Source organism: Bradyrhizobium sp. SZCCHNS3002 (genome assembly GCF_032377435.1).
GTDB lineage: Bacteria > Pseudomonadota > Alphaproteobacteria > Rhizobiales > Xanthobacteraceae > Bradyrhizobium.
On the sequence record NZ_JAUHHY010000003.1, the window covers coordinates 252,699 to 277,504 of the forward strand.

Genomic DNA, 24,806 nt, shown 5'->3' on the forward strand with positions numbered 1-24,806 from the left:
GTTGCCCCTCATCCTGAGGAGCCGGCTTGAGCCGGCGTCTCGAAGGATGAGGCCCCAACCACCTCCTCATCTCGTCCTTCGAGACGCCCGCTGCGCGGGCTCCTCAGGACGAGGATCTCGATCAAAACCAGGGAAACCCAATATGTCAGCGAAAGACGTAAAGTTCGGCGTCGAAGCCCGCGACCGCATGCTGCGCGGCGTGGACATTCTCGCCAATGCCGTGAAAGTCACGCTCGGTCCGAAGGGCCGCAACGTCGTCCTCGACAAGTCGTTCGGCGCGCCGCGCATCACCAAGGACGGCGTCACCGTCGCCAAGGAGATCGAGCTCGACGACAAGTTCGAGAACATGGGCGCGCAGATGGTGCGCGAAGTCGCCTCGAAGTCCGCTGACGCGGCCGGCGACGGCACCACCACCGCGACCGTGCTGGCCCAGGCCATCGTCCGCGAAGGCGCCAAGGCGGTTGCCGCCGGCATGAACCCGATGGATCTGAAGCGCGGCATCGACCTCGCGGTCGAGGCGGTCGTTGCCGATCTCGTCAAGAACTCCAAGAAGGTCACGTCGAACGACGAGATCGCCCAGGTTGGCACCATCTCCGCCAACGGCGACTCCGAGATCGGCAAGTTCCTCGCCGACGCCATGAAGAAGGTCGGCAACGAGGGCGTGATCACCGTCGAGGAAGCCAAGTCGCTCGAGACCGAGCTCGACGTCGTCGAGGGCATGCAGTTCGATCGCGGCTACATTTCTCCGTACTTCGTGACCAATGCCGACAAGATGCGCGTCGAGATGGACGACGCCTACATCCTCATCAACGAGAAGAAGCTGTCGTCGCTGAACGAGCTGCTGCCGCTGCTCGAGGCCGTGGTGCAGACCGGCAAGCCGCTGGTGATCGTCGCCGAGGATGTCGAGGGCGAGGCTCTCGCCACCCTGGTCGTGAACCGTCTGCGTGGCGGCCTGAAGGTCGCTGCCGTCAAGGCGCCGGGCTTCGGCGACCGCCGCAAGGCCATGCTGCAGGACATCGCGATCCTGACCGGCGGCCAGGCGATCTCGGAAGATCTCGGCATCAAGCTCGAGAACGTCAACCTCTCCATGCTCGGCCGCGCCAAGAAGGTGATGATCGACAAGGAGAACACCACGATCGTCAACGGCGCCGGCAAGAAGGCCGACATCGAGGCGCGCGTTCAGCAGATCAAGGCGCAGATCGAGGAGACCACCTCGGACTACGACCGTGAGAAGCTGCAGGAGCGTCTGGCCAAGCTCGCCGGCGGCGTCGCGGTGATCCGCGTCGGCGGCGCGACCGAGGTCGAGGTGAAGGAGCGCAAGGATCGCGTGGATGACGCGATGCATGCGACCCGCGCGGCTGTCGAGGAAGGCATCCTGCCGGGCGGCGGCGTCGCCCTGCTCCGGGCCTCCGAGCAGCTCAAGGGCGTCCGCGCCAAGAACGAGGACCAGAAGACCGGCATCGAGATCGTCCGCAAGGCGCTCTCCGCCCCGGCCCGCCAGATCGCGATCAACGCGGGCGAGGACGGCTCGGTCATCGTCGGCAAGATCCTCGAGAAGGAGCAGTATGCGTACGGCTTCGACTCGCAGTCGGGCGACTACGTGAACATGGTGTCCAAGGGCATCATCGACCCGACCAAGGTCGTGCGCGCCGCGATCCAGAACGCCGCGTCGGTGGCCGGCCTGCTGATCACCACCGAGGCAATGGTCGCCGAGCTGCCGAAGAAGAACGCCGGCGGCCCCGCGATGCCTCCGGGCGGCGGCATGGGCGGCATGGACTTCTAAGTCCGGCCTCCTCGCGAAGATACCAAGGGCGCGGCGAAAGCCGCGCCCTTTTCTTTGCTCAGAGCGTAGCCCGCATGAGCGAAGCGATATCCGGGGTCTCGAGAAGCAGAGTCGGCAGTGCCGCATGTCGCTTCGCTCATGCGGGCTACGACATCCGCGACCGGTCTACCTCACCATCGTCCCGATCCGCTCGAAGCGGATGCGGCCGGGCCTGCCTTTGCCGGCACCGGCGGCCGAAAAGAAGATCATGGCGGCGCGGCCGATGACGTTCTCGATCGGCACATAGCCGATCTGGGACAGCACGCGGCTGTCGGTCGAGTTGTCACGGTTGTCGCCGAGCATGAACAGCCGGCCGGGCGGCACGACGAAGACATTGGTGTTGTCGAAGAAGCCGTTGCTGACGCAATCCAGCGTCTCGTAGCTCACGCCATTCGGCAAGGTCTCGCGCCAGCGCTTGACGCGCTCGGTCGCATCGCCCCCGCAGGCCGCCTCTCCGGTCAGATCCTCGACCCGCTCGCGCGCGACGGCCGTATCGTTGATGTAGAGCACTCCGTCCTTCATCTGGACGCGATCGCCGGGCAGTCCGACGACGCGCTTGATATAGACGGTCGCATTGTCTTTCGGCAGGAAGAACGCGACGACATCGCCGCGCGCAGGCGTCGCACCCCAGATCCGCGCCGACGGCGGCAGCGACGAAGGCCATGACAACGGCCAAGTGAAGCGGCTGTAGCCATAGGGATATTTCGACACGAAGAAGATATCGCCGACGAGAAGCGTTGGAATGTTCGAGGATGAAGGAATGTTGAACGGCTGAAACAGAAAGGTGCGGATCAGCACCGGCGAGGCCAGCAGCAGGCAAAGAGCCACGAAGCCCGCGATGAAGATCGCTACGATCGCCCACCACGGCTCGCGCCTCGGCCCGGTCGCGCCCACCTCCAGGCTCGTCATCGCGTCTTCCCCCTCTTCACACCCTGAGGATGAGGGAAGGCCCGAGCCTGCGCAATCACCAAATGAACCGGAAGCCACGCGGCTGCCGAAGATCTCCAGCCCCTGCCCATTCGTCAACGAGAGGCCGCCCGTGGGCGACCTCTCCCTGATCGTAGCTCTCACCGTCCCTTTCGCCACGGCGCGTCGGCTTCCCAGTCGCCGGCCATGATCGAGCCGTAAGGGATCACCTCGTCGATCACCTCGCCGAGCCCGTAGCGTGCGATCTGCGCCCGCACCGACGCGGCGTTCTTGTAGGCCTGCGGCAGCTCCGACAGATCGGGCTTGCCGCAATAGAAGCGCGCGTCGATGCCATCAGGCAGCTCGGGACGATTCTCGCGCAGAAAAGCCTTCCGCCCGAGATTGCGCCCGGCGCCGTGTGGCGCGAAGCCGAGCGCGTCCTTGTTGTCCCGGTGCTTCAGAATCAGCACCGGCTCGGCCATGTTGAGCGGCACGATGGTGCGTCCGTCATCATCGGCCGAGAAGCCGGACCAGTTCGGCGTCGCCCCCTTGCCGTGATAGAACAGGCCGTCGCTCTTCTGGAAAACGAAGTTGTGCTCGTTCCAGAACCGGTCCGTGACGGCGTTGCCGAGCTTCGCCGCCGCGAGGTCATGGATCGCGTGGTGGTTGGCCCTGGTCCACAGCCGCGCCACCTGCAACGCCTCCCAATACGCCCGGCCGTCGTCGCTCGACGCCTTGATCCAGGCGCTGTGCTCCGGGACCTTCGGCGCGTGGATCGCGGTGTGCCGCTTCGCCACCGCCATGCCGCGCTTGTAGAGCTGCGCACCGAAGCCGCGCGAGCCGTGATGCGTCACCAGCGCCGCCTGACCGGTCGATGTGAGATGACCGACATAAGCGAAGTGGTTGCCGTCGCCCTGCGTGGCGAAGTGACCGATCGCGAAGCGCTCCAGCCCCTTCAAGAAGGGGTTGGCCTCGAACCCCGCCATCACCTCGTCGGGCGGCTGATGCAGCCGGTCGCGGCCGCCGGGACCGAAATGGGTCACCGCATTGACGGCATCGAGGATGCGCTTGGGATCGTCCTTGCGCGCGAACACGGTCACCGCCACCGAGCAGCAGATGTCGGAGGAGTGAAAGCCCGGATGGATCGCGTCCTCGCAGGCCACCACGCCGCCGACCGGAATGGTGCCGAGCGCCGTCCCCGACGGGCAGGCGTCCGGCATCACGGCGCCGGCCACGATGGTCGGCACCCGCATCAGGGCATCCATGTGCTGTGCGACCGCCGCGACGTTGGCGCGCTCGAGCTCGTTGTCGGCATCGATCAGCATCGCGAACGGCACGCCGTTGGTGCGCATCAAGGTCTCCACCGGCTGCAGCGCCTGCAGTGCCGCGAAGATCGCATCGTCGTTGGCGCCATCAGCGCGCATCGCATTCGCCGTCTCCAAGCCCTGCTTGAACCAGCGGCCGGGCTTGAAGCCCCAGGCGATCAGGGTGTTTCCGTCGATCATGGCACGTCTCGCATTTCATACAGGTCAGTTTGTAGCATCGGGCGGCGGCTGCGTTCATTGCCGGAACGATGCGCAGCCTGTAGCCCGGATGAGCGTAGCAACATCCGGGGTCTCAAGATCAGCAGTGATCAACCCGCACGTCGCTTGCGCTCATGCGGGCTACGCTGTCCGCCGATACATCACGTCGGTTCGCAACACGTATTTGCGGCGCTGCGTGACAGGATCGCCGCGATGCATGATGGGATGATGGAACAGCAGCGCCATCCCTTTTTCCGGTGCGATGCGCAACGGACCATCCGGCATCAGACCGGTGTCGTCGCAGAACGACGTCGTGCCGCCTCCAAAATCATCGTTCAAATAGACCATAAAGGTGAATTGGCTGCGCTCACCATCGTCACGCTCGAAATGCCCGTCACGATGCCATTCAAACTTCTGTCCGACGTCGTAGCGATAGATCCGCAGCCGCTCGTTCAGCCCGACCGGCTGCCAGCGATGCTGGAACGACGGTGCCAGATGGCCGGCGAGGCGTTCGTAGAGATCCCGCGCGCGCCCGGCGTCATCGATGATGACACGATCGTTGTTGCGATGATCCTTCACGCCGCGAGGCGCAAACAACGTCGCCTCCTCGAACCCCATCAATTCACCCAAGCGGATATACCCCTCGCACTCAGCGGTGGAGAAGAAATTCGCGATCGTCTCGATGTTGTCAGCTCTCCAGGTCATCTCGGTCATGATCTCTCCTCCGTTGGCAGCGAGAAGCCGCCCTTGGGCGGCCTCTCTTGTCCATCACGCCGCATCGGGCGCCTTCAGCCGCACCAGCCGCGTCAGCAGCGCGTCGAGGCCGGCCCCCTCGCCGGCGTGCAGGTCGATGCGGCCGACCTTCTCGACCAGGCGCTCCAGCGACTCCAGCTCCTTGAGCCGCAGCAGCAGCGGGTTCTCCTCCATCAGCCTGGCGGTGTTCAGGAGCGAGCGCGTCGCCGCGGTCTCCTCCTGGCGGCGGATCAGGTTGGCCTTGGCCAGCCGCTCCGCCTCGACCACCTTGTTGACGAGGTCGCGGATCTCGCCGGGCAGGATCACGTCCTTCACGCCGAGCTCCGCGATCTCCACGCCCGAGCCGTCGAGCCGCGCGCGCACGTAGTCGCGCAGCTCCGCGTCGAGCGAGGCCTTCGCCGCCAGCACCTCGTCGAGCGTGCGCGACGCCACCGCCTCCCGGATCGCGAACTGCACCAGCCGGTACAGCCACGCGTCCACGTCGGGCGACGTCGCCACCGCCGCCTCCGGATCAACGATCCGGCGAAACGCCGTCAGCGTCACCCGCAGCGCGATGCGATCCTTTGTCAGCATCTCCTGCGCGGTGATTTCGAGCACCGTGGGCCTGAGATCGAGGCGCTTGACCTCGATCTTGCGGCCGACCGCCCAGAAGGCATGCCGGCCCGGCGCCAGCCGCTCGGTCAGCCTGCCGTCGACATGGAGCAGACCGGCCTCGTGGTTCTCGACCACGGCCTCGGTCACGATGCCCGGCCGGTTGCGCTCGATCATCGCCAGGTGCCGCGCGCTCACGCGCACGTCGCTGGTGATGTCGATGCGTTCGACCTCGACATCAGTCGCGACCGTCCAGTAGACGCGGGTCTGCCAGGGCGTGAGCAGATGCGTCGGCCGGCCGTCGAGGCTGACGATCGCGATCTCGTTCGCGCCGGTCTCCACCGCCTCGAACAGCTCCGCGGCGAGATCGGGCCGTGCGGCCTTCAGCACCGCGTAGCGCTCGGTGGTGTATTCGGTGCGGACGACGTCGAACACCTGCACCTTCAGCCGGTGCAGCGGATCGAGCAGCACATGGCGGCCCGGCGCGAGCACCCGCATGAGCTGGCCGTCGCGCCAGACCAGCGCCCGCTCGCCATCCTCCACCGTCACGGTCTTCGTCACCAGATGCCAAGTCACAACACACTCCCACGGTTTGCTTTCCGGCCCATCGGCCAGAATGCTGATGTCATCGATCAAAGGACGTGAGGACCGGACGACGCTTCCTGCGTGAACTGAGCGGGCCGAGGCTTGAGCGTCTGACGATGCCGGGCGCACGCGCGCAGTCGCGCGAACCATAAGTCCGAGCGTCCTTGCGCAGCCTTCCCGACATCTTCGGACGCGGTATCCACCGCGGCGCAGAGCCGGCTCTGCAGTGTCTTTGATCTGGTCGAAATGCCCTGGGGCAAAACGGCCGGACCGCGACTGAAGCGCGCGTCCGGTCCTCGTCAGAGGCGATTAGCTTTTCAGGCTAAACCGAAGCGCTGGAGCGGGAGTCGAACCCGCGACCCGATGAATCATAATCATCTGCTCTATCCAACTGAGCTATCCTTTGGTGGTGTCGACCGGAATCGAACCGATGCCTTCGGGCCTTCAACCCGACGCTCTCCATGAGCTACAGACTCCTTGCTCTTTGCGACGACGGAACACGGGACCGGACACCGGCCGCGCCAGTCGGGATCTCAGCGAGCCCGAACCAAAGTCATCACGAAGGATCGTTCTGCTAAATGCAATTCCCATTTTACGCAAGACAAACATCTCGCTCATTTTCACTGCCGATCTCGTCGTTACTAATTAGATACACTTCGATCTCTCGATCATTAAAGAATGTCGCCCGCATGAGCGAAGCGGCATGCGGGTTCATACACGCAGCTCGTGATACCCCGGATATCGCTGCGCTCATCCGGGCTACAAACGCGCCACTACAAGCACGTGACCACCACGTAGCCCGGATGAGCGCAGCGACATCCGGGTTCACACGCGCAGCTCGTTGAACACCGCATGTCGCTCACGCCGCCGCCCGACGGGCAACGACGTGAGCTCATCTGGGCACCACGGCCATCGTCAGCGCTCCAGCTCCACGTCCCAGTAGAGATAGTCCTGCCACGTCTCGTGCAGGAATCTCGGCGGGAACAGGCGCTGTGCGGCCATCAGCTCGTGCCGCGTCGGCTCGAACGGCGGCCGCCGCGGCTTGAGGTGACGCCGGTCCTTGCGCGCGTTGCAGGGACTGCAGGCGGCGACGATGTTGCTCCACGACGTCTCGCCGCCATCGGCGCGCGGCACCACGTGGTCGAACGTCAGCTCGCCGTGGAGATAACGGCCGCCGCAGTACTGACACGTGAAGCGATCGCGCAGGAAGACGTTGAAGCGCGTGAACGGCACCCGCGTCGCCGGTCTGACGTAGTCGCGCAGCGCGATCACCGACGGCAACCGCATCGTGACGCTCGGACTGCGGACGACGCGATCGTACTCGGCAACGACGACGTGCGATCCGCCGACCACGGCCCTGACCGCATCCTCCCAGCTGAACACGGACAACGGAAAGTAGCTCAGCGGCTGGAAGTCGGCGTTGAGAACCAGCGCCGGATTTGTTGCTGACATCGTCGACCTCCTCTCTCGGCTCGTGATCTCATCGGGTCATGTTGGCGCCCATGACGGGAATCGAACCCGCCTTACCGGATCGACAGTCCGGTCCCTTCGCCAGATGGGAACATGGGCCTGTTCGTCGCGCCCGGCCTGCGCCGGCACGATCATGGTCAATCAGTCGAACCCAGCCGGAGCATGCTCCGGCCGAACGCCATTGATGTAGTCGAGATAGATCTGGCGAGCGCGCGCCTCGGTGACGCCGCGGCAGGCCATGACGATGCGCACGAAGGCAAGCGCCACCGGCGAGCACAGTGCTCGCGTGTGGTCGGTTGTCTCGGAATCTGGGCTCATCATGCGGGTCATCAGACCCTCCGCTCTTGGTGCGGAGGGTCGAGATCCCGCCGCGAGTTATACTTGTGCTGGAATTCGCAGTCCCGATTTGTCCGGGGACAGCACGAGATTGGCAGGACCCTGACAGGCGACGCCCATGCCGGACCCATCGCGCGACCAGGTAAACGGTCGTTCGTTGGCGGGGGCGTTCGCGAGATGTGAGCGTAGGCTCAACACGGTCGTGGTCCTCAAGAGCGCGCCGGCAAACGGCGCATCGATTTCGATGGGGCAGAGCTATGCGCAGAATTTCCCGAAGCCGTCAAGGCCGCAGCGCGAAGCGATGGCGTTGCAGTCCCCTGCACCGCGACAGATTTGCAACAACCAGACTGCTCGTCGGGCAAATCAGTTGCGCATTCTCGCGAGCTACAAGGTCGCAAATGGTCATTCGAGCGATCGAAAATGCGTGCGCGCGGAAGCTCATTTGTCGAGCACAGCCAATGGGATCACCACGCTCACCGCCGAGCCCGAACATTTTCCTATTTCCAAAAATCAGAAATCATGCATTCTATGCCGGTCCCGCCCTCATGAGAGGGGCGCTTCGCGATCGTCATGAACGTGGAGGGCGGGATGCGGTGGGCGCATCGCCTCGCAGCGTGACTTCGGTCATGCCGACGAACGCGGAGATGCGCACGGCGAAGTCGTGATGTCCTGACACCCCGACGCTGGTGTCAAGGTCGAGAGAGACGAATGCTCCGACCGATGGTGGCCAGACAGCCGGCGCACCAGGGAGACCACGTATAAGCCGTCAATCCATCGCGCGGGGAATGCCGGATGATGCGGCTGAACCTGTGGTGACTGCCGCCTGCTTTCTTTGTTGCAGGCGGGCCATGGGTGAGGCCCTCACCCGGCATTCCCCGCGCCCTCTCACGATTTTCGAGGGCGATGTCGCTGGCATCACTCGGGCGTCATTCGCCGCGAGAATGCGACGTCGTGGCCGAGGTGTTCGAGCTGTGTATCCGTCTGCCCTTCTTCCCCTGCGATCGCATGAAGCGGTCGCCCGGAGCGACGCCGATCCCGAAGCCGCATCACTGCGCTCGTTGCCGCACGGCATCCAATGGATTCTCGAGCTTGTGGCTCTAAGAGTGCATGCTCTTGGAGATTGGGAGATCGGACGAGCGCTGCGAGTGAATGCGCCCTCTCCCCTTGTGGGAGAGGGCATGTAGGAGAGCACGGCGTGCTCGGTTGGGTGAGGGGTCTGCCTCCGCGAGTTCGCTTGCGGAGAGATGCCCCTCACCCAACCGAATACTCGGAAGGGCCGTACATGCCCTCTCCCACAAGGGGAGAGGACGCTGTATCGCGCAGCGTAGTAGTTGGCGATATAGCACTCGTGCGGCGGGGGTCACGGCGCACCTTTGCACGCCCTCCAGTTCGGAACTACTGCTGAGTGCGAGGGCGGCCATGCAGATCACACCTCAACGCCCCCTGCCCGCCTCACTCGATGCGGGCGAGGACGGCGAGCTTGCGGATGCCCTTGTTCTTGTAGGCATCGAGGAACGCGTAGTAGTCGCGGAACGACACGCAGCCGTTGGAGTCGCCGTTCGGGCCGAGCATGAAGGTGTGCGCCAGCAGGCCGTTGCGGCCGTGGATGGCGTCCTCGCCGCCGATCGGGTTCAGCCGCAGCGCCGGCACGCCATGGAACAGCGCCTCGCGCGGCTTCAGCTCGTAGATGTGCGGCGGCGTGACGCCACGCATCTTGATTTTCTCCGAGCTCGGCTTGTCGAGGTTCTCGCCGAGGCCGGAATGCGCCTCGAGCTTGGTACCGTCGGGCAGATACACCGCCTTGGCCGAGATGTCGTAGACCGCGGTGCTCAGATCATAAGGCGGCCGGCCGCCGCGGGTCGGATCCTTGGCGATGCTGGCGGTGATGTTGGAATCAGCCGAAGCATAGGCCAGGAGGCCGCCATCCTGGTTCTCCGGCTTGCCCCAGAGCTTTTCCTGGATCGAGTGACGATCACCCGCGATCGACAGCACCGCCGCCTTGGCGCGCTCGGTCATCGCGCGCAGCGAGAAGCCGCTGCTCTTCGGCGCATTGGCCTCGGCAGCCTGCGCCGGCGTCACGGGCTGCTGCGGCTGCGCGGCCGGCTTGGTATTGGCGAGCGCCAGCTGCATCGGCGGCCGGGCATCCTTCTTCGGCGCCTCGGCAACCTTCGCAGGCTCAGCCGGCCTGGCTTCGGACGGCTTCGTCTCGATCTGCCTGGCCTCGACGGGCCTGGGCGGCGCGGCTTCGGCGAGCTTGGACAGCGGCGGCGCGCCGTTCGCGGCGTTGGAGGCCACGCCCTGCGGCACGGCCGCGCCGAAGCGGTCGTTGAACATCTGCGGCGTGATGGCGGCGACCGTGGTGACGGGGGGAGATTCCGGGAATGCCGAGAAGGCGTCGCCCACCGCTTCGGCGGCGCTGCGCGTCGCGAGCCGCGGCGCGGGGCGCACGACGGGCTCGTCCTGCTCGATGCTGCCCAGGGTCGGATAGGCGTCGGCCGCGATGATCTTGGTATAGACCGTCACGGCGCAGCCCCCGATCAGGCATGCGATTGCCGCGCCACCGATCAATTTGTGAGAGAACGCGATCAGGGAGGACTTCCTGCGATTTCGTGCGGCCAACGCAGCTCGACTGTTACTCATTCACTCACGCCCGAACGAATACTCGACAACTCTCGCTCGATGCGCCACGGACACCCGCTTTGCATCTCGCAGAAGCACAGAGCTTCATTAAGGCGACTTTTAGTTAAATGCTGATTAAGTGTTGGCGGATTAGGGGCGGGTTAACCTTCAGGGCCTGTTTTGCCGTCAAACAGGGCGGAAACAGGGCAAAACTGCAGCCACATGCAATATTACCGTACCGGGAAAATCCGGAGAGGCAGCATCCGTCGGCTGCGCCGATCCGTAAAACAGCGCACGCCGCGTTAACGATTGGGCCGGGGCGGCGGCGCGCGATCGATGATCTCTCGTTTGCGCGCGCTGACGAGGTAAAGGCCGCAGGTCTCGCCGGTCGAAAGCCCCCGCTCCGGCAGGCCGGGCGCGACAAGCGCATCCGTAGCGACCCGGAGCTACAGGCGCTGTGGCCGCTGGCGGCAGTATGGTACGGGACGATTCTCTGCGACACTCCGTCGGCGAATCGTACCGCGTCCGCTCCCTGCCGAGACGACACGAGAGGACCTCTCCATGCAGATCCCCGACCGGAAGCTGGCCTTCGTGCTGGCCTCGACCAATCAAGGTACGATGATCGTCAACCGGCTCGACTATCGCATGATCGACGCCAACCGCGGCTACGGTGTCGGCTTCCAGATCCTCAACACCGGCGCGTTCGATCCGGGAGAGGTGCAGCTCGCCGTCCGCCTGCTCGGCGTGCGCCGCAGGCACTATGGCGACGGCGCGGTCGCAATCGACTGTGGCGCCAATATCGGCGTCCACACCGTCGAATGGGCGAAGGCGATGACCGGCTGGGGATCCGTGCTCTCGATCGAGGCGCAGGAGCGGATCTACTACGCGCTCGCCGGCAATATCGCGATCAACAACTGCTTCAACGCGATCGCGATCCATGCCGCGGTCTCCTCGGAGCGCGGCGTGCTCAACATCCCGAGCCCGAACTATCTGACCCCGTCGAGCTTCGGCAGCCTCGAGCTGCGCCAGCGTCCCAACACCGAGTTCATCGGCCAGGCCATCGACTACGCGAACGATACCGTCGAGGTGCGCAAGCTTCCGCTGGACGATTTCAACCTGCCGCGCTGCGACCTGATCAAGCTCGATGTCGAGGGCATGGAGCTCGAGGCGCTCGAAGGGGCGGCGGCGACGATCGAGCGCTGCACGCCGATCATGCTGGTCGAGAAGATCAAGACCGATGCCGACCAGTTGCGGCAATGGTTCGATCGCCGCGGCTACAAGACCGTCGACGCCGATATCAACATGGTTGCGATCCACGGCCGGGACAAGGCGCTGGCCGATATCATCCCGCAGGCCTGACGCGCGCGTCAGCGCTGCAGCTCCGGCGGCGACGTGCGGTCGAGGAGCTCGGCCTTCGGCTCGCCGAGCGAGTAGAACGCGTAGGTCTCGATGGTCAAGGGCCCGCGCTTGCGCGCGGCCTCGCCGACCTTCTCGATGCGGCCGAACGTTTTGCTCACGTAGACCCGCGTCGCGATCTGTGCCTCGTCGACGAACAGTTGCGTCCCCGCGAGCTTGGCCGGATCAGGCTCGGGAAAATTGACCCAGCGGATGCGCTGGATCGGCTGCAGCACGCAGGTCCCCGGCGGGAGATAGAACGACAGCCAGGCGGTGGTGCCATAATCCATCGCCAGCACGCAGGAGGCGCCGACGCGCACGCGTGCCGCCTCGATCTCGTCGGCCAGTGGGCGCCAGCCGACGCCGACACTGCGCACCGTGGCGTCGCGCCGGTAGCCGGACAGCAGGCCCGTGTTCGCCTGCACGATCAGCGCAACGAACATCACGACGCCGGCGGGCAGCGCCCAGCGCAGGCAGAATGCCGCGGTGCGCTGCTCGCGCGCCGACCAGGCGACGAGATGGGCCGCCGCCGCAGCAGCCACTACGAAGGCCGGATAGATTGGCGCGAACCAGTTGGCCTCGACGCGGGCATGCAGCGAATGCCAGACGAAATAGGCGACGATGACCCAGACCATCGCCTCGATCAGGACGCGTGCCGCCGCGTCCCCTGCCCGGCGGCGGGCCAGGCCATAGAGGCCCATCACGCCGAGGATGAAGACCAGCGGCGTCGCAAAGGCGAACTGCGTCGGGATGATCTCGGCGATGTAGACGGGCCTGACCGCCTCGACCCTGGCGCGGCCGAGCTGCTTGATGAACGACACCCATTGGTGATCGGCATTCCACAGGATCACCGGCGCGAACAGCGCGAATGCCACGAGGCCACCGAGATAGGGCCAGGGCGAGGCCAGCCAATGCCGCAGCCTCGGCACGGCGACGAGCCAGATCAGGATCGCCGCGCCGAAGAACAGCGATGTGTATTTCGACAGCAGCGCCGCACCGACCGCCGCGCCGACGGCGAGCCACCACGCGCCCCGGCCCGTCTCCAGCACCTTGGCGCAGAAGAACAGCACGAAGCTGGAGGCGACCAGCAGCGGCGCGTCGGGGGTCACGATCAAGGTGCCGACCGCCGCCATCAGCGTGACGTTGAGCAGCAGCGCCGCGGTCGCCGCCACGCGCACGCCGCCGAACAGGATCTCAGCGGTGCGATACACCGCATAGCTCATGGGCAGGCCGAGCAGGATCGAGACCAGGCGCACGCCGAGCTCGCTGTCCCCCGCGATCAGGGTGCCCAGCCGGATCACGACCGCCACCATCGGCGGATGGTCGTAATAGCCGCCGGCGAGATGCTTCGACCACATCCAGTAATAGGCTTCGTCGAAGGTGATCGGCGTGACCGCGGCCGCGATCAGCCTGACAATGACGAGGCCCGCGATGGTCAGCCAGACATTGCGGACCAGCCGGGCGTCGTCGGCGCCTGCCGCAGAGGTCATCGCTTGCGCCAGACGAACAATCCGGAGATCGCGTAATTCCACACCACGCCCATCAGCGCGCCGGCCGCGCCCGCCAGCCACCAGATCGGCTCCTGGTCATAGACCGAGAAGGCGACGCCGACATTGGCGAGCAGCCCGACCGAGCAGACCAGATAGAACACGAGCAGGCCGCGCAGGATGGCAAAGCCCTTCAGCCGCTGGTCGCGATAGGTGAGGAAGTTGTTGAGGATGAAGTTCGAGGTCATCGCCACGAAGGCGCCGAGCGCCTGTGCCTCGGCGAACGGCATGTCGAACAAATTGAGACCGAGAAAAAGCGTGGCGAGATGGACCACCAGGCCGGTGCCGCCGACCATGGCGAACAACAGGAAGCGCAGCGACACCACGTCGTTGGTCATCTTGGCCAGCACGAGGCCGAGGAAGTCGAGCGCGACCATCGAGTCGAGCTTGCTCTCGCCATGCAGGCGCGAGCCGAACGTATAGGGCACCTCGACCGTCTTCAGACCGCCCTCGGCGCTGGCGATGATGTCGAGCAGGATCTTGAAGCCCTGTGTCGACAGTTTTGGCGCGATCTCCTCGAACCGATCGCGGCGGATCATGAAGAAGCCGCTCATGGGGTCGTTGACCTCGACCTTGAGCGCGCGGCGCGCGATCTCGGTGGCGAAGGCGCTGGCCCCGGCCCGCTTGCTGTCGAAGCTCGCCGCGCTGCCGCCCTCGATGTAGCGGCTGCCCACCACGAGCTCGGCCGCGCCGCTCTGCAGCAGCGACAGCATCTTCGGCAACTGGGTCTCGTCGTGCTGCAGATCGGCGTCGATCACAGCCGCATAGGGCGCGCTGGCAGCCAGGATACCCTCGATGCAGGCGCCGGACAGGCCGCGCCGGCCGATGCGGCGGATGCAGCGGACGCGCTGGTCGTTGCGCGACAGTTCGCGCACCACCTGCCAGGTGCCGTCCGGCGAGTTGTCGTCAACGAACACGACCTCCCAGGGCACGTCCTTGAACGCCGCCTCCAGCCGCCGATACAGCGTGGTGACATTGTCGCGCTCGTTGAAGGTCGGAACGACCACCGAAACGATCGGAATTTCAACGGTTTGCTGGGCCACTTGCGGGGCCGGTCGGAGGGCGTCGGTCATGGTGCGGATGCGTATATCCGCCGCGTTCCGCACTGCCAAGCGCGACGGCCGCCGGAAACTGCAAAAAGGGCGAACTGTGGTGCCGCCGTGCACCGCCGCAAATCCGGCCCAAAAACGCCAACGACCACAAACAAAGGGCGCGCGTACATCCGGCGCAGCCGCTCTGCCGTGGTCGTCTCGGTGCCGGAGCCGTTGAGCTCGACGTCACCCTCCTTCCCCAAATGGGGTGCGCCGGCCGAAATGCAAGGGCCGTCCGCCGTAGCCCGGCTGAGCGCAGCGACATCCGGGTTCAGGCGAACTCTTCGGGAGACCCCGGATATCGCTCCGCTCAGCCGGGCTACGAAAGCCAGCCTAGTTCGGAACCTCGCGGACGACCGGTCCCCGCACCGCCGGGGCCACTGGGACGGTCTGCACCGGCGTGGGCGGCAGCTCGACCTTGGCCGGCTGCATCTGACGGGCCATCGGCCCGACGGGAACATAATAGAAGGCTGCCGCCAGCACGGCGGCCCCGACGATAGCGCCCAGCAGGCCACCGACCGATTCCGCTCTCATTGCCATATCTCCCCTTCCCGGCCCACGTCCTGGATACACGAGCCTCCGGAGCACGGGAAGAGCGACGCCCCAACAGCGCCGAACTGGCCAGAACCGGTCCGGTTGACTATCGTCTCCGTACCGCAACACCCTCGGCAATCAGCATCGGAATCGGTCCGTGAGCAAAGCCCCCGCACGCGCCTCGCAATCCAAGAGCCACATCTACATCGGCATTGGCGGCTGGACCTTCGCGCCGTGGCGCGGCGTGTTCTATCCGGACAAGCTGCCGCAATCGAAAGAGCTCGAATACGCCGCCTCGAAGCTGACCTCGATCGAGATCAACGGTACCTATTATGGGTCGCAGAAGCCGGAGAGCTTCCGCAAATGGGCGCGCGAGGTGCCGGACGGCTTCATCTTCTCGCTGAAGGGGCCGCGCTTCGCGACCAACCGCCGCGTGCTCGCCGAGGCCGGTGATTCCGTGAAGCGCTTCTACGACACCGGCGTGCTCGAGCTCGGCGACCGGCTCGGACCGGTGCTGTGGCAGTTCGCGCCGACCAAGAAGTTCGACGAGGCTGATTTCGGCAAGTTCCTCGAGCTGTTGCCGCGTGAGCTCGGCGGCCGCAAGCTGCGTCACGTCGTCGAGGTCCGCCATGACAGTTTCTGCGTCCCCGGCTTCGTCGCGCTGCTGCGCGAGTTCGCGACGCCGGTGGTCTTCGCCGAGCACGGCAAATATCCGGCGATCGCCGATGTCGTGGGTGATTTCGTCTATGCCCGGCTGCAGAAGGGCAATGACGAGCTTACGACGTGCTATCCGCCGAAGCAGCTCGACGCCTGGGCAAAGCGATTGCAGCTCTGGGCCAGCGGCAGCGAACCGGACGACCTGCCCCGGGTTGACGACAAGCCGGCGAAGAAGATGCCGCGCGACGTGTTTGCCTATGTCATTCACGAGGGCAAGGTGCGCGCGCCAGCCGGGGCGATGGAGCTCATCGAGCGCGTGAGCTGACGCGAGGGGACGCACGATGGCCAAGAGCAAGACCCTGTTCACCATCGGCTACGAGCACACGCCGGCCAAAGCCGTGCTCGACGAGCTGCAATCGGCCGGCGTCAAGCTGCTGGTTGACGTGCGCGCGGTGGCGGCCTCGCGCCGGCCGGGCTTCTCCAAGAGCCAGCTCGCCGCCGGGCTCGACGAGCGCGGCATCAGCTACGTCCATCTGCGCGGGCTCGGCACGCCGAAAGAGGGCCGCGAAGCCGCGCGCAGCGGCCATTACGACACGCTGCACAAGATCTACAGCGCGCACCTGAAGACGCCCCAGGCGAAGGAGCAGATGGACGAGCTGGCCGCGCTGGTGAAGAGCGCCGGTCCCGTCTGCCTGCTCTGCTACGAGCGCGACCACGCTCATTGCCACCGGCAATGGATCGCCGAGATCATCGAGGACCGCGACCAGGTCAAGGTGAAGAACCTGGTCGCGCCGCAGGTCTGACGCCTCACTCCGCCGCGCAGGTGAAGGATGACGCCTGCTCGACATCGCCGCCGATATATTTGGCGAATTTCGGCCATGGGCACAGCGGCCGCGTCCGCTGCGGGCTCCATGTCGATGGCAGCTCCTTGTTGGCCGCATTGACCGAGGCCGTGATCGCCTCGGGCGCCTTGCCCTTCTCGACCCAGTCCATCAGCGCGCCCAGCGCATCGAATTTCTCCAGCGTGACGCCGCCGCCGCAATGGGTCTCGCCGGGCAATGCAAACAGGCGCGCAAACGTTTCGGCCTTGCCCTGCACGTTGGCATCGAGCTTCTCGTACCAGCGGATCGTGTCGTTGATCGAGAACACCGGATCGGCCTGACCGTGGTAGATCAGCATCTTGCGGGCCCCATTTTGGAACGCCGGCAAGGTCGGGTTATCGACCGCGGGCGGCGCCATGAAGTCCATCGCCGATTCCGTGAACGGGCCCTCCTTGGCGTAGATCTTCGGCGCGTCCTTGTCGAAGTCGAAGGTCTGCAGCTTCTCCACGAGCTTGTCGGGCGAGCCCTCGATCTCGATCGGCGGCGTGGAGAAGATGTAGTTGAGCGAGGCGCCGCCCATTGTGGCGATGATCGGAAGGTTGTTCCAGGGCGCCACCGGGCTCTCGACCTTCCAGGCGCGCCAATTGCCGGTGCCGACGCCGCCATCCACCGGCCAGTCGGAATACAGCGGCTCGCCCTTGGAATTGTGCGGACCCGCGAAGACCTTCTTCAGAGCGTCGACCTTAGCCGCCGGCAGGCAGGCGTCGGTCGCGCCGGCGGCGCAGCGCAGGCTGTCGAAGTCGAACGCCTTCTGGCAGGCTTTCAGGTTGGCCGTGAGGCCGTCCTTGGCGCCGTCGAGGCCGTCGCAGACCCCCGTGATCCTGGAGGCGATCAGCTTGGCGTCCTCCCGCGTGATCGACTTGCGGATGTCGGCATCGGCCTTGGTCAGCGCCTGCACGTCCCAGGCGTGCTGCACGGCAGCGCGCGGCAGGTTGAAGCCGGGGTTGCCGACCAGGAAGCCGTCATACTGCTCGGGCATGCGCTCGGCAGCGACCATGGTGTGGCGCCCCCCGTTGGAGCAGCCGGCGATGTAGGAATAGTCCGGCTTCCTGCCGTAATGCGCGGAGATGATCGCCTTCGCGATCGGCGCCAGCGTGATGTCGGCCGAATAACCGTAATCCCGGCGCGCCTGCGGATCGAGGCCGAAGGCGGAGCCGGACGCAAGCCCGCGCGGCTTGTTGGCGGGATCGTTGCCGGAGTGGCCGCTGTCCGACGACAGCACCGCGAAGCCGCGGGCCAGCGGCGTGATGCCACCGCTGACCAAGCCATCGGCCTTGTCGCCGAGCGCCGGCACCACCACGCCATCATTGCCGCCATTGACCTGATGCAGGAAGCGGCCGTTCCAATTCTCCGGCAGCCGGATCTCGAACTGGATCGCATAGGCGTGGCCGTCGACGCCAGTGCGCTCGTTGACCTTGCCGGAGAGGATGCAATGCCGCGGCAACCCGTCGGCGGCCTCCTGCAGCTTCGATCCCGTCAGGGTCAGCCCGGCGACCTTCAGCGCCTCGGCCGTCACCTTGCTGCAGGCAACATCCTCGGCTCGCGCTGGCCCCCCGCCGGCTGCGCACGCGAGGCTTACCCCGGCCAAAAACAGCGCTCCGGTTCGGATCATGCATTCCCCCTGATGATGCTTCTCGTTGGGGGCAGTTAAACGCGGAGACCGTGCAATGTAAATCTCCGACAGCGCGCGACGGCTTGCCAGTCAGTGCAATTGCCAGACCTCGAACGGCCGGTCGTAGCCGCGCACCGACACCGCGCCGTGGAAGACGGCGTCGCGCGCCCCGTCGCCGGCGGCCTGCCGCACCTCGCTCGAGATCAGGAGGCGCGAATCGAGCTCCTTGTTCAGCGCCTCGAGGCGGGAGGCGAAGTTCACGGTATCGCCGATGACGGTGTATTCCTTCCGCCGCGGCGACCCGATGCTGCCGGCAACGACCTCGCCGAGATGAACACCGATCCCGATCCGCAGCGGCCAGGACGACATCGCATTGACGCGGTCCATGGCGGCGACCATCTCGCGGGCCGCCGCGACGGCCTGCGGGGCCGCATCGCGCGACTCGAACGGCGCGCCGAACAGCGCCAGGAAGCCATCGCCGAGGAACTTGTTCACGATGCCGCCATGGCGCTCGAGAATCTCGACGAGAACAGCAAATGCGCCGTCGAGCCGGTCAACGACCTCCTGCGGCGTCTTCGACCGCGCCGCCGCGGTGAAGCCGCGGAAGTCGACGAACATCACCGCGACCTCGTGGATGTCGCGTGCCTCCGCCGTCCCCTCCTTCATCAGGCGCTCGACGACCTGGGGCGAGACGTGCTGGCCAAACAGATCCGTGACGCGGTCGCGCGCCGACGCGGCCTCGATGCTCGCCGCGAACTGGCGTCGCAGCTGCACGCTGACAGCACCAGCGAGCATCCCGCACAGCAGGATGATGAAGCTGCGCTCACCGTGATAGTAGATCTCCGGATTCTGGCTGAGATCGATCGAAGGCCGGTCGAACAGCGCCACCACCAGCAGCTCTACCGCGGCAACCAGACCGGTGAAGCTCGACAGCCAGAAATCGAGACGAAGCGTCGAGAGAACGATGAAGATGAAATAGACAAGTGGCGCGCCGAAGCCCAGTGCCTTGTCGTGACCGATGCCCTCGATCTGCAGAACGAGGACGAACGTTGGCAGCGAGGTCTCGACCAGCGCGCTGACATAGCGCCAGATCACCGGCACGTCACGGCCGTGGCGGATGTCCGACTTGATCCTGAACAGGATGAGAGTCTCGAAGCCGATGAAGACCACGATGATCGCGTAGACGTAGAGGACCCCGATCCGGCTCGGCCAGATCCACTCCGAGATCTTGGGTTCGAAGGTTTCGACCAGCATCGATATCACGAGAAACAGCGCCGCAGTGTTGATCAGCACCCTCACGCGCAACAGCTCGGTGTTCAACGTCTGGCGCATCAGCGCCTGGTTGAACGTAGCCGACGCCGCCGGCTCCGCGCCGGCCTGCCCTTCCCACGAGATCGTCATCCTGCCCCAGCCGTCTTCTGAGCCCGGCCGCCATTGTGCCTCAATCGAGGGTGCGGCGGAAGCGCAAGACGGCGACCGTCATGGCGAACAGCATGAGGCCGAACAGGGCGATCGTGTCATGCTGCAGGTTCTGGAGCGTCGAGCCCTTGAGCATGATGGCGCGCACGATGCGCAGATAGTGCGTCAGCGGCAGGCATTCACCGAGCACCTGCGCCCATTGCGGCATGCCGAGAAACGGGAACATGAATCCCGACAACAGGATGCTAGGCAGGAAGAACATCATCGACAGCTGCATCGCCTGCAATTGGTTCTGCGCCAGCGTCGAGAAGGTGTAGCCGATCGAGAGGTTGGTCGCGATGAACAGCGTCGACAGCAGCGCCAGCAGCAATAAGCTGCCCATGATGGGAACGCCGAACAGCAGCACGCCGATGCCGATGATGATCGTCGCCTGCAGGAAGCCGACCATCACATAGGGGATGATCTTGCCGAGCATGACCTCGACCGGCTTGATCGGCATCGACAGCAGGCTTTCCATCGTGCCGCGCTCGATCTCGCGCGTCACCGAGAGCGCGGTGAAGATCAGCATGGTCATGGTCAGGATGGTGCCGACAAGGCCCGGCACGATGTTGAGCCGCGACGAGGCCGCCGGATTGTAACGGGCATGGGCCCTGATTTCGAACGGCGTGGTGACGGGATTGCCGGTGTAGAGATCATGCGCCAGCGCGGTCTGCACGATCATGCCGAGCGAGGACAGTGCCGAGGACGCCGCGACCGGATCGGTCGCGTCGGCCGCGACGAGCAAGGCCGGCCGGTCGCCGCGGCGGACCGCGCGCTCGAAGCCGCGGGGGATCTCGACGCCGAACAGGACCTTGCCGGACAGCAGGAGATCGTCGAACTCAGCGACGCTGCTGACTTCCCGGGTGAAGCGGAAATAGGCGGTGTTCTCCATCGCCTTCAGGATCGAGCGGCCGAGGTCGCTGTCCTCCTGCAGCAGCACCGCCGCCGGCAGATGATGCGGCGTGGTGTTGATGGCGTAGCCGAACAGCATCAACTGCATCACCGGGATCATCACGATCATCGCAAACGAGACCCGATCGCGCTTGAGCTGGATGAACTCCTTGACGAGCATCGCATAGGTGCGCCGCCAGAAGCCGAAGCGCGGCTCGGAAGACGTGGGATGGACGGCCGCATCGCTCATTGGAAGTTGTCCCGCGAACGGTTCATCAGGTCGATGAAGACGTCCTCGAGCGAGGGCGCGGCGGGCTGCCAGTGCAGGTCAGCCTTGTCGCGCCAGGACGCGATCGCCGCGTCCAGCGCGTTGCGGTCGCGGCCGGACACGTGCAGGCTGGTGCCGAACGGCGCCACCATGTCGACACCCGGCTTGCCGGTGAGGTCAGCCGTGAGCTCGCGCAGATCGTCGCCGCTTACCGTGTAGGTCGTGAGCGCCGATTGCGCGATCACCTCGGCGACGGTGCCGTGCGCCAGCAGATGACCATAGGCGATGTAGGCAATCTCGTGACAGCGCTCGGCCTCATCCATGTAGTGGGTCGAGACGAGCACGGTCAGCCCTTCGCTGGCGAGCGCATGAATCTCGTTCCAGAAATCGCGCCGCGCCTTGGGATCGACGCCGGCAGTGGGCTCGTCGAGCAGCAGCAGTTGCGGGCTCGGCAGGGTGCAAGCCCCGAGCGCCAGCCGCTGCTTCCAGCCGCCCGACAACTCGCCGGCGAGCTGCCGCTCGCGGCCGGCAAGCCCAAGCCGCTGCACCATGTCGCGCGCGGCCCGGCGCGGATCGGACATGCCATAGAGGCGCGCCACGAATTCGAGGTTCTCCCGCACCGAGAGGTCCTGATAGAGGCTGAAGCGCTGCGTCATGTAGCCCACCCGGCGCTTGATCTTGTCAGCGTCGCGCCGGATGTCGAAGCCGAGGCAGGTGCCCTCGCCGCCGTCGGGTGTCAGCAGGCCGCACAGCATCCGGATGGTCGTGGTCTTGCCCGAGCCGTTCGGGCCGAGAAAGCCGTAGATCGAGCCGCGCTTCACCTGCATCGACAGATCATGCACGACCTCGCGGCCGTCGAAGGACTTGGTCAGTCCCTGGACGTCGATCGCGATCTCGGCCGGTCCCGTCCCGTTCATTGCTTGTCCGCCACCGGAGTCTTCCGATCGGGAGTCTTGAGGTTTGGATAGATGCTGACCGGCTGGCCGACGCGCAGCGCGTCCGGCCTCGAGGGCCGCGCCTGGATCAGATAGACGAGCTTGTTGCGCTCATCGAGGCTGTAGATCACCGGCGGCGTGTATTCCGCCGAGGTCGCGAGGAAATAGATTCTGGCGGTCAGATCATCAGCGCAATTGTCACAGGTGACGCGGACCTCGTCGCCGATGGCGAGTTTCGGCAGATCAGGCTCGGGCACGTAGAAGCGCAGCTTCATGTTGCCCGGCGGCATGATCGACAGCACCGGCCGCTGCGCCGCGACCATCTCGCCCTCGCGGAAGTAGATCTGCTGGACGGTCCCCGCGACGGGCGCCACACCTTTGCGCCTTGCCAGCCGCGTCTGTGAGGTCACGAGATGGGCCTCGGCGACGCGCAGCGCCGAAACGGCGGAGTCGAGCGTCGCCTGCGTCCCAGCGCCCGTCTTGCTCAAGGCGGCGGCGCGGTCATAGGTCTGCTGCGCATTGGCCAGCGTCGCCTTGGTCTGGTTGAGATCGGCCTGCTGCAGATCGTCGTCGACCGAATAGAGCGGATCGCCGATCTTGACCACGTCCCCCTCATGCACGTTGAGCTTCGTGATCCGGCCCGCTTCGTCCGGGCTGACGAAGATCATGTCGGCCTCGACCCAGCCCTGATAGCCGGGATCGCGCGTCTCCTTGCAACCGTTGAACGTGAAGGCCGTGACCAGCACGGCGAGGCAGTGCAGCAGACTCATGTCGGCCTCCTCGCGCCAAAGATCAGATCGAGATGCGTCTGCAGCATCGCTTCCGCGTCGAGCGGCGCATGACGCTCGAACAGGCTCTTCCAGATCACCGCGACCATCATCGGCGCGATCATCAGTTGCGGATGTTGCGCCAGCTTGGGCTCGCGGATCTCGCCGCGCGTGATCGCCAACTGGATCAGCGCACGCATGGCCGCGAGACCGCGGGAGACGACCTCGCGATAGTAGAAATCGGCAATGGACGGAAAGCGCGGCCCTTCCGCGATGATGAGCCGGACGAGATCGGCCCGCCGCGTGCCGGCGATTTCCTGCAGGAACATGCGCGCCAACGCCTCGACCATGTCGCGCACCGAGCCGCCGGCCGGCGGCGGCGCCGCAAGACGGCCGACGAAGGGCACGATCGCGGTCCGGATCAATTCCTCGAACATCGATTCCTTGTCCTTGAAGTGCAGATAGATCGTCCCCTTGGCGACCCCTGCCCGCTTGGCGACGTCGTCCAGCCGGGTCGCCGCGAAGCCTCGGGCGATGAACTCGTCCATCGCCGCCTGCACGATCGCCGCGCGGCGCTCGGCGGAGCGATCCGCCCGGCGCGAGGCGCCGGCTGCCGCCGGCTTGACGGGCTCAACTCTGCGCTCGGACAATTTCGACGGCTTCGACATTGAACAATTATGACTGACTAGTCAGTCATTGTAAAGAGGCCCCGAGAAGGCTGAGCCGTCGGCGCGGGTCAGGAGCCCGACCCGACCGCGCGCGGCCCCTCATCAGACGAAGTCAGCGCGATCACGCGCAGGACCTGATGTAAGGCCGATTGATCTCCCAAAGCTCGTCCACGATCTGGCGCGCGGCGGCGGCCGAGTTGACGACGGGATCGATGAGGAGCGCCTGCAAGGCGAGATCCTTGGACGCCGTCATGGCCGCCTGCACCGCCAGTTGCTGAACCTGAACCTGGACCGACATCAGCTTGGCGACGGCATCTGGAAGCGGGCCCAGCGAAACCGGATGGATGCCGACGCGATCCGCGACAACGGGCACTTCGACAGCGGCCTCGGCAGCCAGGTTGGGAATGACGTGACGGTTCAGAACGACGCCGGACTCGATGACCTGCTTGCGATCGTGCAGCACCGAACCGATCACGGTGACCGCGCGCTCTCCGGATGGCATTCGCCACCAGTCCGGCATGCCGGCTTTGCCCGCCAGGACCTCGTCGATCTGCCGAATCAGCTTGGCCCGCTCCGCCTCGTCCCACGCAAAGTCGTACCCGCTCTCGCCCGCTTCCCAGCCATACGCGAGATACTCGCCGACATGGCTGTCGCCGCAGCCCAGCCAGAAGCCGAAGTCGCGCAACAGCGCCCGCGTCAGCGGCGCGACCTTGGGGTCGTGGCTCCCGGCCTTTTCGCGAAGCAGTGGATAGAGATCGGCCCCGGTGTCGCGATCCCGGATCTGCACGAGGCATTGGAAATGATTGAGCCCGGCGCCCCACACGTCCACGCGCTCCTCGGCGAGTCCCAGAATGGAGGCCACCTGGCTGCGCGCGATGAAGATGCCATGGCACAGGCCGATATGCGCGACGCGGCTGTGAAGCCCGAGCGCGAGGATGATGCGGCTCTCGGGATTGGAGAAGTTGATGAACAGCGCGTCCGGACAGCGCCGCTCCATCTCGCGCACGAAGTCGAAGACGACCGGCAGGGTACGGAGCGTGAAGAACAATCCACCAGGCCCGCCATTCTCACCCAGCGTGTGTCGGATGCCGTATTTGCGCGGCACCTCGAAATCGAGCTTCCACAGGCGGTTGCGGTCGATCGCGGTGGCATGGATCACGAAGCCGGCGCCGTCGAGCGCCGCGCGCCAATCCGTGGTCGCCTCGATCTTGAGGCCGGCGCCGGAGAGGTCGTTGAGCAGCCGGGCGAGTGCTTCCGACCGGGCAAGCCGGACCGGATCGCGGCCGATCAGCACGAGCGTCGAACCGGCGAGATCATGCGTCGAGAACAGGTCTCGGAAAACGCTGAGTCCGAAGGACGCGCTGCTCGCGCCGAGGAAGACGATCTTGGTGACGGCTGCCATGAACAATTTGTGCCAGCGCCGCGCGTCCCCCTTCCTGATCCAGATCAAACCGCCGCGAAGTGTTCGGCGCGGCGGCGCACCAATCGGTCATGCTG

General features: G+C 65.5%; 21 protein-coding genes and 3 tRNA genes. 4 read left to right on the forward strand and 20 right to left on the reverse strand.

The features are described from left to right. Positions 1-142: 142 nt before the first annotated feature. Positions 143-1,783, forward strand: a complete 1,641-nt coding sequence (gene groL, locus QW845_RS08290) for a chaperonin GroEL (protein ID WP_315719441.1) — start codon at positions 143-145, stop codon at positions 1,781-1,783. Between the two features lie 165 nt (positions 1,784-1,948). Here groL and lepB read toward each other — a convergent pair whose 3' ends face one another. The 10 genes from lepB to QW845_RS08340 form a co-directional block, all read right to left on the reverse strand. Beyond that, on the reverse strand, positions 1,949-2,731 hold the full coding sequence (gene lepB, locus QW845_RS08295) for a signal peptidase I (protein WP_315801109.1): 783 nt from the start codon (positions 2,729-2,731) through the stop codon (positions 1,949-1,951). 158 nt (positions 2,732-2,889) lie between these two features. Further along, positions 2,890-4,233 (reverse strand): RtcB family protein, encoded by a 1,344-nt coding sequence (locus QW845_RS08300; protein ID WP_315801110.1) that lies wholly within the window; start codon positions 4,231-4,233, stop codon positions 2,890-2,892. Between the two features lie 159 nt (positions 4,234-4,392). Further along, positions 4,393-4,965, reverse strand: coding sequence for a 2OG-Fe(II) oxygenase (locus QW845_RS08305; protein WP_315801111.1), 573 nt, complete (start codon positions 4,963-4,965; stop codon positions 4,393-4,395). A 54-nt stretch (positions 4,966-5,019) separates the two neighbouring features. After that, the gene (locus tag QW845_RS08310) at positions 5,020-6,171 is read right to left on the reverse strand and encodes a slipin family protein (RefSeq protein WP_315801112.1); all 1,152 of its coding nucleotides are present in this window, start codon (positions 6,169-6,171) and stop codon (positions 5,020-5,022) included. 345 nt (positions 6,172-6,516) lie between these two features. Then, positions 6,517-6,582 (reverse strand) — tRNA-His (locus QW845_RS08315). 2 nt (positions 6,583-6,584) lie between these two features. Then, a tRNA-Phe gene (locus tag QW845_RS08320) sits at positions 6,585-6,657 on the reverse strand. Between the two features lie 438 nt (positions 6,658-7,095). Then, entirely contained in the window at positions 7,096-7,632 is a 537-nt protein-coding gene (locus QW845_RS08325) for an HNH endonuclease (RefSeq protein WP_315801113.1), read from the reverse strand. Between the two features lie 42 nt (positions 7,633-7,674). After that, positions 7,675-7,749, reverse strand: a tRNA-Asp gene (locus tag QW845_RS08330). Positions 7,750-7,791: 42 nt separating this feature from the next. Next, entirely contained in the window at positions 7,792-7,980 is a 189-nt protein-coding gene (locus QW845_RS08335) for a hypothetical protein (RefSeq protein WP_315801114.1), read from the reverse strand. Positions 7,981-9,438: 1,458 nt separating this feature from the next. Then, complete coding sequence (locus QW845_RS08340) at positions 9,439-10,626, reverse strand: tlde1 domain-containing protein (protein ID WP_315801115.1); 1,188 nt, start codon at positions 10,624-10,626, stop codon at positions 9,439-9,441. Positions 10,627-11,166: 540 nt separating this feature from the next. Between QW845_RS08340 and QW845_RS08345 the strand changes: the two genes are divergently transcribed. Then, positions 11,167-11,964, forward strand: coding sequence for an FkbM family methyltransferase (locus QW845_RS08345; protein WP_315801116.1), 798 nt, complete (start codon positions 11,167-11,169; stop codon positions 11,962-11,964). Between the two features lie 8 nt (positions 11,965-11,972). Here the strand turns inward: QW845_RS08345 and QW845_RS08350 are convergent, their stop codons facing one another. From QW845_RS08350 to QW845_RS08360, 3 genes are all read right to left on the reverse strand, one after another. Beyond that, positions 11,973-13,490: a glycosyltransferase family 39 protein gene (locus tag QW845_RS08350; RefSeq protein WP_315801117.1), complete on the reverse strand. Its 1,518-nt coding sequence runs from the start codon at positions 13,488-13,490 to the stop codon at positions 11,973-11,975. Continuing rightward, on the reverse strand, positions 13,487-14,620 hold the full coding sequence (locus tag QW845_RS08355) for a glycosyltransferase family 2 protein (RefSeq protein ID WP_315801118.1): 1,134 nt from the start codon (positions 14,618-14,620) through the stop codon (positions 13,487-13,489). The genes QW845_RS08350 and QW845_RS08355 overlap by 4 nt, the downstream gene beginning before the upstream one ends. Before the next feature lie 351 nt (positions 14,621-14,971). Continuing rightward, positions 14,972-15,172, reverse strand: coding sequence for a hypothetical protein (locus QW845_RS08360; RefSeq protein WP_315801119.1), 201 nt, complete (start codon positions 15,170-15,172; stop codon positions 14,972-14,974). Positions 15,173-15,329: 157 nt separating this feature from the next. On the opposite strand from QW845_RS08360, the gene QW845_RS08365 reads away from it, so the two are divergent. Together QW845_RS08365 and QW845_RS08370 are read left to right on the forward strand one after the other, a co-directional pair. Further along, positions 15,330-16,154, forward strand: a complete 825-nt coding sequence (locus QW845_RS08365; protein ID WP_315801120.1) for a DUF72 domain-containing protein — start codon at positions 15,330-15,332, stop codon at positions 16,152-16,154. Positions 16,155-16,170: 16 nt separating this feature from the next. Beyond that, positions 16,171-16,632 (forward strand): DUF488 domain-containing protein, encoded by a 462-nt coding sequence (locus tag QW845_RS08370; RefSeq protein WP_315801121.1) that lies wholly within the window; start codon positions 16,171-16,173, stop codon positions 16,630-16,632. A 4-nt stretch (positions 16,633-16,636) separates the two neighbouring features. Here QW845_RS08370 and QW845_RS08375 read toward each other — a convergent pair whose 3' ends face one another. The 7 genes from QW845_RS08375 to QW845_RS08405 form a co-directional block, all read right to left on the reverse strand. After that, complete coding sequence (locus QW845_RS08375; RefSeq protein ID WP_315801122.1) at positions 16,637-18,322, reverse strand: tannase/feruloyl esterase family alpha/beta hydrolase; 1,686 nt, start codon at positions 18,320-18,322, stop codon at positions 16,637-16,639. Between the two features lie 90 nt (positions 18,323-18,412). Continuing rightward, positions 18,413-19,723 carry an adenylate/guanylate cyclase domain-containing protein gene (locus QW845_RS08380; RefSeq protein WP_315801123.1) on the reverse strand — a complete coding sequence of 437 codons (1,311 nt, stop codon included), beginning with the start codon at positions 19,721-19,723 and terminating at the stop codon, positions 18,413-18,415. A gap of 40 nt (positions 19,724-19,763) precedes the next feature. Then, a complete protein-coding gene (locus QW845_RS08385) occupies positions 19,764-20,921 on the reverse strand; it encodes an ABC transporter permease (RefSeq protein WP_315801124.1) in 1,158 nt (385 codons plus the stop codon). Further along, complete coding sequence (locus tag QW845_RS08390) at positions 20,918-21,856, reverse strand: ABC transporter ATP-binding protein (RefSeq protein WP_315801125.1); 939 nt, start codon at positions 21,854-21,856, stop codon at positions 20,918-20,920. Before QW845_RS08390 ends, QW845_RS08385 begins: the two co-directional genes overlap by 4 nt. Further along, a complete protein-coding gene (locus QW845_RS08395) occupies positions 21,853-22,644 on the reverse strand; it encodes an efflux RND transporter periplasmic adaptor subunit (RefSeq protein WP_315801126.1) in 792 nt (263 codons plus the stop codon). The genes QW845_RS08390 and QW845_RS08395 overlap by 4 nt, the downstream gene beginning before the upstream one ends. Next, positions 22,641-23,309: a TetR/AcrR family transcriptional regulator gene (locus tag QW845_RS08400; protein WP_315801127.1), complete on the reverse strand. Its 669-nt coding sequence runs from the start codon at positions 23,307-23,309 to the stop codon at positions 22,641-22,643. Before QW845_RS08400 ends, QW845_RS08395 begins: the two co-directional genes overlap by 4 nt. A gap of 121 nt (positions 23,310-23,430) precedes the next feature. Beyond that, positions 23,431-24,711, reverse strand: a complete 1,281-nt coding sequence (locus tag QW845_RS08405) for an alpha-glucosidase/alpha-galactosidase (RefSeq protein WP_315801128.1) — start codon at positions 24,709-24,711, stop codon at positions 23,431-23,433. Positions 24,712-24,806: the final 95 nt, after the last annotated feature.